The sequence below is a fragment of the Frankia sp. AgKG'84/4 genome, from assembly GCF_023242965.2.
Lineage (GTDB): Bacteria > Actinomycetota > Actinomycetes > Frankiales > Frankiaceae > Frankia.
The window spans coordinates 1-7,763 of record NZ_JALKFU020000233.1 but is presented as its reverse complement, the minus strand read 5'-3'; the positions used below and the strand labels follow the sequence as shown (position 1 = coordinate 7,763).

General features: G+C 73.4%; 2 protein-coding genes. Both read left to right on the top strand.

Annotated features, from left to right (window positions below; all coding sequences use genetic code 11):
• The first annotated feature begins 44 nt into the window (after positions 1–44).
• Complete coding sequence (locus MXD58_RS15260) at positions 45–830, top strand: helix-turn-helix transcriptional regulator (protein WP_248817117.1); 786 nt, start codon at positions 45–47, stop codon at positions 828–830.
• Positions 831–2,594: 1,764 nt separating this feature from the next.
• Positions 2,595–7,763: type I polyketide synthase (locus MXD58_RS15255; RefSeq protein WP_250609432.1), on the top strand; the 5,169-nt coding region annotated here is incomplete at its 3' end.

The window sequence follows — 7,763 nt, the reverse complement described above, 5'->3', positions numbered from 1 at the left end:
GCACCGCGCGACCCGCGCTGCAGGCGGGTCGCGTGGGCGCGCCGATGCCGCGCGACCTCGCGCTCGGCGCGGCCGAACTGCGCGGCATCCTGCGGGTGGTGGAGGACTGCGAGCGGGCCAGCTCGCTGGCATCCTTCCGGGAACTGGCCCTCGATGGCATGGCCCGCCACCTCGGCTACCGGCACTCGGCGTTCTTCCTGGGCTCGTCCATCGAGACGGCCTTCCAGGACGCCCGTCCCACCGGCCGGGGCCTGGCGCTGCGCCTTGCCGGACCGTACATGGAGCGCTACCGGGAGCTTGAGGCGCTGAGCAACCCGGAGAGCCTGCGCTCGGTCCGCGAGCGGGGCCTGGCCACCCTGGACGATCTCGGAGTGCCGGATCGGCCCGAGGTGCGGATGCGGCTGGAGCGATTCCTGCGGGCCCACGGCATCCACGCCAAGCTGCTCGTTCGGCTTTTCGGACCGTCGAACGTCGGCGCGCTGATCTCGCTGCTCGACTCCCGCCCAGGCGCGTTCGGCCCGCGCGACCGCGCTGTCGGCGCGGTGCTTGGCCGGCATCTGGGCAACCTGCTGCGCTTCTACATCCGCACCGACCCGGGTCCGTCGGTCGCGGGGCGGCTGTCCGCCCGCGAACGTGACGTCGTTCGGCTCGTCGCCGAGGGTCGGTCGAACCGCCAGGTCGCCGAGGCGCTGTGCATCAGCATCGACACTGTCAAGCACCATCTGACCCACGCCCTCGTGGCGACGGGATGCACGAACCGCACCCAGCTCGCCATCGCCTGGCAGCGGGAGACCAGCGCGTTCGCGCCGCCCAGCCCGCCGCGGCCCTGACTGCCTGGGGCGCGGTGACCGCGCCCACGCCTCGCGCGCCCGTGCGTCGCCCGCCCACGTCTCGCCCGCCCACGCCTCGCGCGCCCGCGATCGGCGCGCCCCCTCCGGACGAGATTTCGATCTGACCTGGTCACGGGGCTCCATCCCCGCCAGGGGAGCGCCGATGGCGTCGAAGTGATTCCGCCGTCGGCCCGCCAGTGCTGGGACCCTCGTGTCCCGCGAGGCCGACGCTCGAGCCGCAGGCCGGTTTCGCCGCCCCGGCCGCGGTCGCGCACGAACGCCGGCGCCCTCGGCGCCGGCGTTCGTTGTGTTTGTCGGCGTTGCCGCCCGCCGCGGTTCGTTCGCGTTGCCGGCCTCCCCGCCCGCCATCCCCGAATCGCGTACCGCGCACCCCACTGCGGCGACGTCGCGTTGCGGCGACGTCGTGCTGTGGCAAACGTCGTGCTGTGGCAAACGTCGTGCTGTGGCAAACGTCGTGCTGTGGCAACGTCGCGGCATGGCGTGATCGGGGCGCGAGTCGGCGGGCCCGCCGCCGCCCGCTGAGCAGCGTGAGACTTCCCGGCGGTGCCGACACCCGGCGGCGTCAGCGCCCGCACGTTCGGGCACTCACACTTCGGATTCACCTCAAACCCTCGCCGCCACCTGCCAGTTAGGTGCTCGGCGAGCTTGCGGTGTCCATGGCCAGGCCATCCGTATCGTTTGCCGGTATTTTTGCGTTTTGGTATGTTTCTCACGAAACATCCGTTTGCCCTAAGTGTGGCGGTGATCGATGTTGGTGGTAACGGGCCAATCCGGCTGGGTGCTTCACTGCGGCTCGTTCCCAAATTTCCGGTCGGTTCCGCTTGCGATCGATGGCACGCTGTGACTACGTTGACGCTGTCCCTGCTGGCTGGCCGGACCCAGCGAGGGCCGCCCAGCCGTCGGTGACTGACCCGCCGACGGTGGCTCGATCACATTCCGGGCGGTCCGCGGCCAGCACTCGGCTTCGCGCGGCGCGGTATCGATATCCCGGCCGGGTGGGCGCCGGCTCGACGCCGAGGAAAGAACCCTGCGCTGTCCATTGTCATTTTATTGCGAGAAAGTTGAATGGAGCTGTCGCGGCCGCGCAGCCGGATACCGGCTCGCGGGTGATGCGATTCCGGGACGGCCTGGCGACAGGCGGCCAGATTGATGGTGTCGCCCGGTGCGCATCCCTGCGGGCTCTGTGTAATCCCGATCCGCGACATCGCCGGCGATGTCCGGAGGTGGGCTAACCGTTGGACGGACGGTGCCCTGAGTCGGGCGTTCAGTCGGTGGCGGACTTCCAAGGGTCATGCGATCAGGCATATCCTCTGCCACCATGCAGTGATCCGCAGTGGGCGGACTAGAATTCCGCGCACCTTGACGATGGCGAGTCGGCAGTGCCGGGCAGCGCCCTGGCCAGAGCGGTCATGTCAGTTCTACAAGAGTTGCTGGGGGTCAGTTCGGTTTCCGCGTAGTCAGTGCAGATACAGCTTCTCCGGTACGTCTGTCGCCCGACGGCACCGGTCAGGAGATCACCGATGATTTGGGCGATCCTGTCGTTCGAAACGTGTTCCTCACGTTGGTCTGGTGGGTGAGACCCCTGATCTGGATCTGGTTGTGCGACGTCCAGGGGACTGGGTCCCGCGCCTCGGCCGACCCGCCGGTCGGTCAGGGAACCGATCCGGCAGGCCCACTGAACCGGACTAGTACCTCATGCTCACCACGCTTCCCCGGGTCACGACCTGCCAGGAGGACCTGCCCATGACCACCGCCCTCCGCCCGCCGCCCGACGGCGCGCCGATCGGTTCCGTCAGGCCCGCGCCGCTCGACGCGCCCGAGCAGGTCGTCGTGATCACACCATTCGCGCAGCCCGCCCCCGCGCTGGTCGCGGCGGTCGTGCGGGCCGGCGGGGTGGGCGTTCTCGACCTCGGCCGATCGGCGCGCGAGGCCCGGGAGGCGCTGCGAGACGCGGCCCGCTGGACCCCCGGTGGCTTTGGCGTGCGGGCCGGGTCGGGCTGCCCTTTGAGCCCCGCTGAGCTGCTCGGCTCGGTCGACCTGGTCGTCCTCGTCGCCCGGCCTCCGGGGCCCGCCGAGCGGTCGCCGTGGTCTGTCACGGAGCTGGTCCGCGACGGCCGGCGGGTGTGGGCGGAGGTGACCTCGGTCGGCGAGGCGCGTGATGCCGTCGCGGCCGGAGCGGTCGGTCTGATCGCCCGCGGTAACGAGTCAGGCGGCGTCGTCGGGGACCTGACCACGTTCACTCTGCTGCAGCACCTGCTCGCCGCGGACCCGCGCACCGCCGCGGGCGAGCCGGTGCAGGTCTTCGCCGCCGGCGGGATCGGGCCGGCGACCGCCGCTGCGGCGGTCGCCGGCGGCGCGGCGGGAGTCGTCCTCGACACGCAGCTCGCCCTGGTCCGGGAGATGGAACTGCCCGAGCAGGTCGCGAGTGCGATCCGGGCCATGGATGGCAGCGAGACCGTGCTGTACGCGGGTCACCGGCTCTACACCCGTCCCGACCTGCCCATCGCCGCCCTCGCCGGAGGGGCCGACCGGTCCGCCGAGGACGACCTGCGCGACACCGGCGGCGAAATCGCCTCGGACGGCAGCCTCGGCGCTCCCGCCGCGGACCCGCCCAGCGCCTTCGACGTGGTGGCCGCCCGGCTCGGCGCCCGCGACCTGACCCGCGAGTTCCTGCCCATCGGCCAGGACGGCGCGTTCGCGGCCGAACTCGCCGACCGCCACGTCACCGCCGCCGGGGTCGTCCGGGCGATCCGGGCGGGCATCCGCGACGGCATCGCCGCCGCCGCCCGCGTGCGGCCACTCGAGGTCGGCTCCTCCTTCGCCGCCGCCCGTCGCCTGCGTCACCCCGTCGCGCAGGGTCCGATGACCCGGGTCAGCGACCGCGCCGAGTTCGCCCGCGCCGTCGCGGCCGGCGGCGGCCTGCCGTTCCTCGCGCTCGCCCTGCTCAGCGGCGATGACAGTCGTGACCTGCTGCGCGAGACCGCGGCGCTGCTCGGTGACGCGCCGTGGGGGGTCGGCATTCTGGGCTTCGCCCCGCCGGAACTGCGGGCCGCGCAGATGGCGGCCGTGCGCGAGGTGGGCCCGCCGTGCGCGATCATCGCCGGTGGTCGTCCGGCGCAGGCCGCGCCGCTGGAGGACGCGGGCATCGACACGTTCCTGCATGTGCCCTCGCCCGGCCTGCTCGGGCGGTTTCTCGCCGACGGTGCCCGCAAGTTCGTCTTCGAGGGCCGCGAATGCGGCGGCCATGTCGGGCCGCGGGCGAGCTTCCCACTGTGGCAGGCCCAGATCGACGGCCTGCTCGCCTACGGCGAGACCGCGGCGGGGGGCCCGGATTTCTTCGCCGGCCTGCACCTGCTGTTCGCCGGCGGCATCCACGACGACCGGTCCGCGGCGATGGTCGCGGCCGCGGCGGCGCCGCTGGCCGAGCGGGGCGCCCACATCGGCGTGCTGATGGGTACCGCCTACCTGTTCACCGACGAGGCCGTCGCCAGCGGTGCGATTCAGCCCGGTTTCCAACAGGCGGCGCTGGACTGCGAGCGCACGGTGCTGCTGGAGACCTCGCCCGGCCATGCCACCCGCTGCGTCGAGTCCGCCTATGTCCATACGTTCCTTGACCGCCGCCGCGAACTGCTCGCCGCCGGCACCGCCCGCAAGCAGATGTGGGAGGAACTGGAGTCGCTGAACCTCGGCCGGCTGCGGGTGGCCAGCAAGGGCCTGCGCCGCGACGGGGGGAAGGTCGTCGCCGTCGCCCCCGAGGCGCAGGCACGCGAGGGGATGTTCATGATCGGTCAGGTTGCGGCGCTGCGGTCCGCGCGCACGACGGTGTCCGCGCTGCATGACGAGGTCACCACCGGCGCCACCGACCGGCTCGCCGAGCGCGCCGGTCAGCTCGGTCTCGCGGTCGAAGCCGCCGACGCGGACGTCCGCGGGGCCACCGGGCCGGCCGCGGTGACCGAGCCGGCACCGGCCGACGTCGCCGGACGCGGGCTCGACATCGCGATCGTCGGGATGTCCGCGGTCTTTCCGGACGCGCCCGATCTCGACGAGTTCTGGGCCAACATCGTCGCCGGGATCGACTCGATCCGGGAGGTCCCGGCCGAGCGGTGGAACCCGGAGGTTTACTACCGCTCCGACGCGGTGGTGAAGGACGCCGGGAAGTACACCCCGTCGAAGTGGGGCGGCTACCTGCCACGGATACCGTTCGACGCGCTGTCCTACGGCATCCCGCCGCGCTCGTTGCGCAGCATCGAGACCAGCCAGCTCCTCGCCCTGGAGGTCGCCGCCCGCGCGCTGCGGCACGCCGGCTACGACACCGCGCAGAAGGGCAGTGGCGGCCGGCCGTTCGACCGCTCCCGGGCGTCCGTCATGTTCGGCACCGAGGCCGGGACGGACCTGTCCGGCGCGTACGGCATGCGTTCGCTGTGGCCGGGGCTGCTCGGCTCGTTGCCTGCCGAACTCGAGGAGTACCTGCCCGAACTGGACGAGGACTCCTTCCCCGGCATGCTGTCGAACGTCATCGCCGGGCGGGTCGCGAACCGCCTCGACCTCGGCGGGGTGAACTTCACCGTCGACGCCGCCTGCGCGTCGTCGCTGGCCGCGCTCGACGCCGGCTGCAAGGAACTGCTCACCGGCAACTCCGACCTCGTGCTCTGCGGCGGAGTCGACACCCACGCCGGCGCGCACGACTTCCTGCTGTTCTCCTCCGTGCACGCCCTTTCGCCGCAGGGCCGGTGCCGCAGCTTCGACGCGGGCGCCGACGGCACGAGCCTCGGGGAGGGCGCCGCCGTCGTCGTGCTCAAGCGGCTCGCCGACGCCGAGCGGGACGGCGACCGCATCCACGCCGTCATCCGCGCCGTCGCCGGCTCGTCCGACGGTCGCGCCCTCGGGCTGACCGCGCCGCGCAAGGACGGCCAGGTGCGGGCCCTGGAACGCGCCTACTCGCGGGCCGGGGTCACCCCGGCCGACATCGGCCTGCTGGAGGCGCACGCCACCGGGACCGTCGTCGGTGACCGCACCGAACTCGCCACCCTCACCGAGATGTTCGCCGCGAACGGCGCGGACCCCGGCACCTGCGCGGTGGGCTCCGTGAAATCGCAGATCGGGCATACCAAGTGCGCCGCCGGCCTGGCCGGCCTGATCAAGATGGCCCGGGCCGTCGAGACCGGCGTGCGCCCGCCGACCCTGCACATCGACACACCCAACGCCTACTGGGACGCCGAGACCAGCCCGTTCTACTTCGACCAGAGCGCCAAGCCGTGGACGGCGCCGCGCTCGCAGCGCCATGCCGGCGTCTCGGCATTCGGGTTCGGCGGCACGAACTTCCATGTCGTGCTCTCCGCCTACGACGGCGGTCCGGAGCCGGCGCACGCGCTCGACCGCTGGCCCGCCGAACTGTTCACCGTGCGTGGCACCGACCGGGCGGCCGCCGGGCGCGCGCTGGACCGGCTCGCCACGCTCGTCGCCGCGAACGACGGCGCCGGGCGGCCGTACCGGCTGCGCGATCTGGCCCGGACCACCTGCGCGGCGGGTGGGGGACCGGTGCAGGTCGCGTTCGTCGTCGACGACCTCGACGGCCTGCCCGCCGCGGTCGCCGCCGCCCTGACCTTCCAGCCGAATCCACGCGGCGGGCTGTTCGTCCGCGACGCCGATGGCGCCGGCTCCGGAGCGGGATCGACCGCGTTCCTGTTCCCCGGCCAGGGCAGCCAGCGGCCCGGCATGCTCGCCGACCTGTTCGTCGCGTTCCCGCGGCTGCGCTCCGTGCTGGACCTGGCCCCCCAGTGGGTCGACACGATGTTCCCGCCGGCCGCGTTCACCGCCGCGGGCCGGGCCGAGCAGGCGGCGGCGATCACCGACACGAGGGCCGCCCAGCCGATCCTCGGTCTCGGTGGTCTGGCTGTCCACGATCTACTCGCCACCTTCGGTGTGCGGCCCGACCACGTCGCCGGGCACTCCTACGGCGAGCTGGTCGCCCTGTGCGCCGCCGGCGCGCTCGATCGCGCCGACCTGATCGGCCTCAGTGAGGCGCGGGCCGCCGCGATCCTCGCCGCGGCCGGAGACGACCCGGGCGCGATGGCGGCCGTGTCGGCGCCGGTCGAGCGGGTGCGGGACGCCCTCGCCGCGCTCGGCGGGGACGTCGAGGTGGTCGTCGCGAACCACAACGCGCCCCGGCAGAGTGTGATCTCAGGCCCGACGGAGGCAGTGGCCGCGGCGATGGCGGCGCTCGACGCCGCCGGTGTGACCGCCAAGCGGATCCCGGTGGCGTGCGCGTTCCACAGCCCGGTGGTGGCCGCCGCCGCCGACACACTGGCCGAGCGGCTGGCCGCGCTGCCCGTCGCCAGCCCCGAGCTGACGGTGTGGTCGAACACGACCGCGGCGCCGTACCCGACGTCACCCGACGAGGTGCGGGCGACGCTCGCGGGGCAGGTCGCGGCGCCGGTGCGGTTCGTCGAGCAGATCGAGGCGATGTACGCCGCCGGCGTTCGGAACTTCGTCGAGGCCGGCCCCGGTCGGGTCCTCGCCCAGCTCGTCGGCAAGATCCTCGGTGACCGTCCGCACCGGGTCGTCGCGACCGACGTCGCGGGCGAGTCCGGGTTGCGCCGGTTGCTGTTCGCCCTCGCCGACCTCGCCGCGATCGGTGTCGGCGTCGACCCGGCGCCCCTGTTCACCGGCCGCGACGCCCGGGTGGTCAGCGCCCAGGACGTCCCACGCCAGCCCGGCTGGCTGCTCGACGGTGCCTACGTGCGCACGGCTGACGGTTCGTTCCTGCCCGGCGGCCTGCGGCCGCCGAGGCAGCTGGGCGAGCTGACCGCGCCGGCCCAGCGCACGGCCGCCGGTGAGGCGAGCGGTGCGCGGGAGTCGGCGGACCCGATCAGGTCGACGGCGCCCACGCCGGCTGGCCAGCCCGGCCTGCCC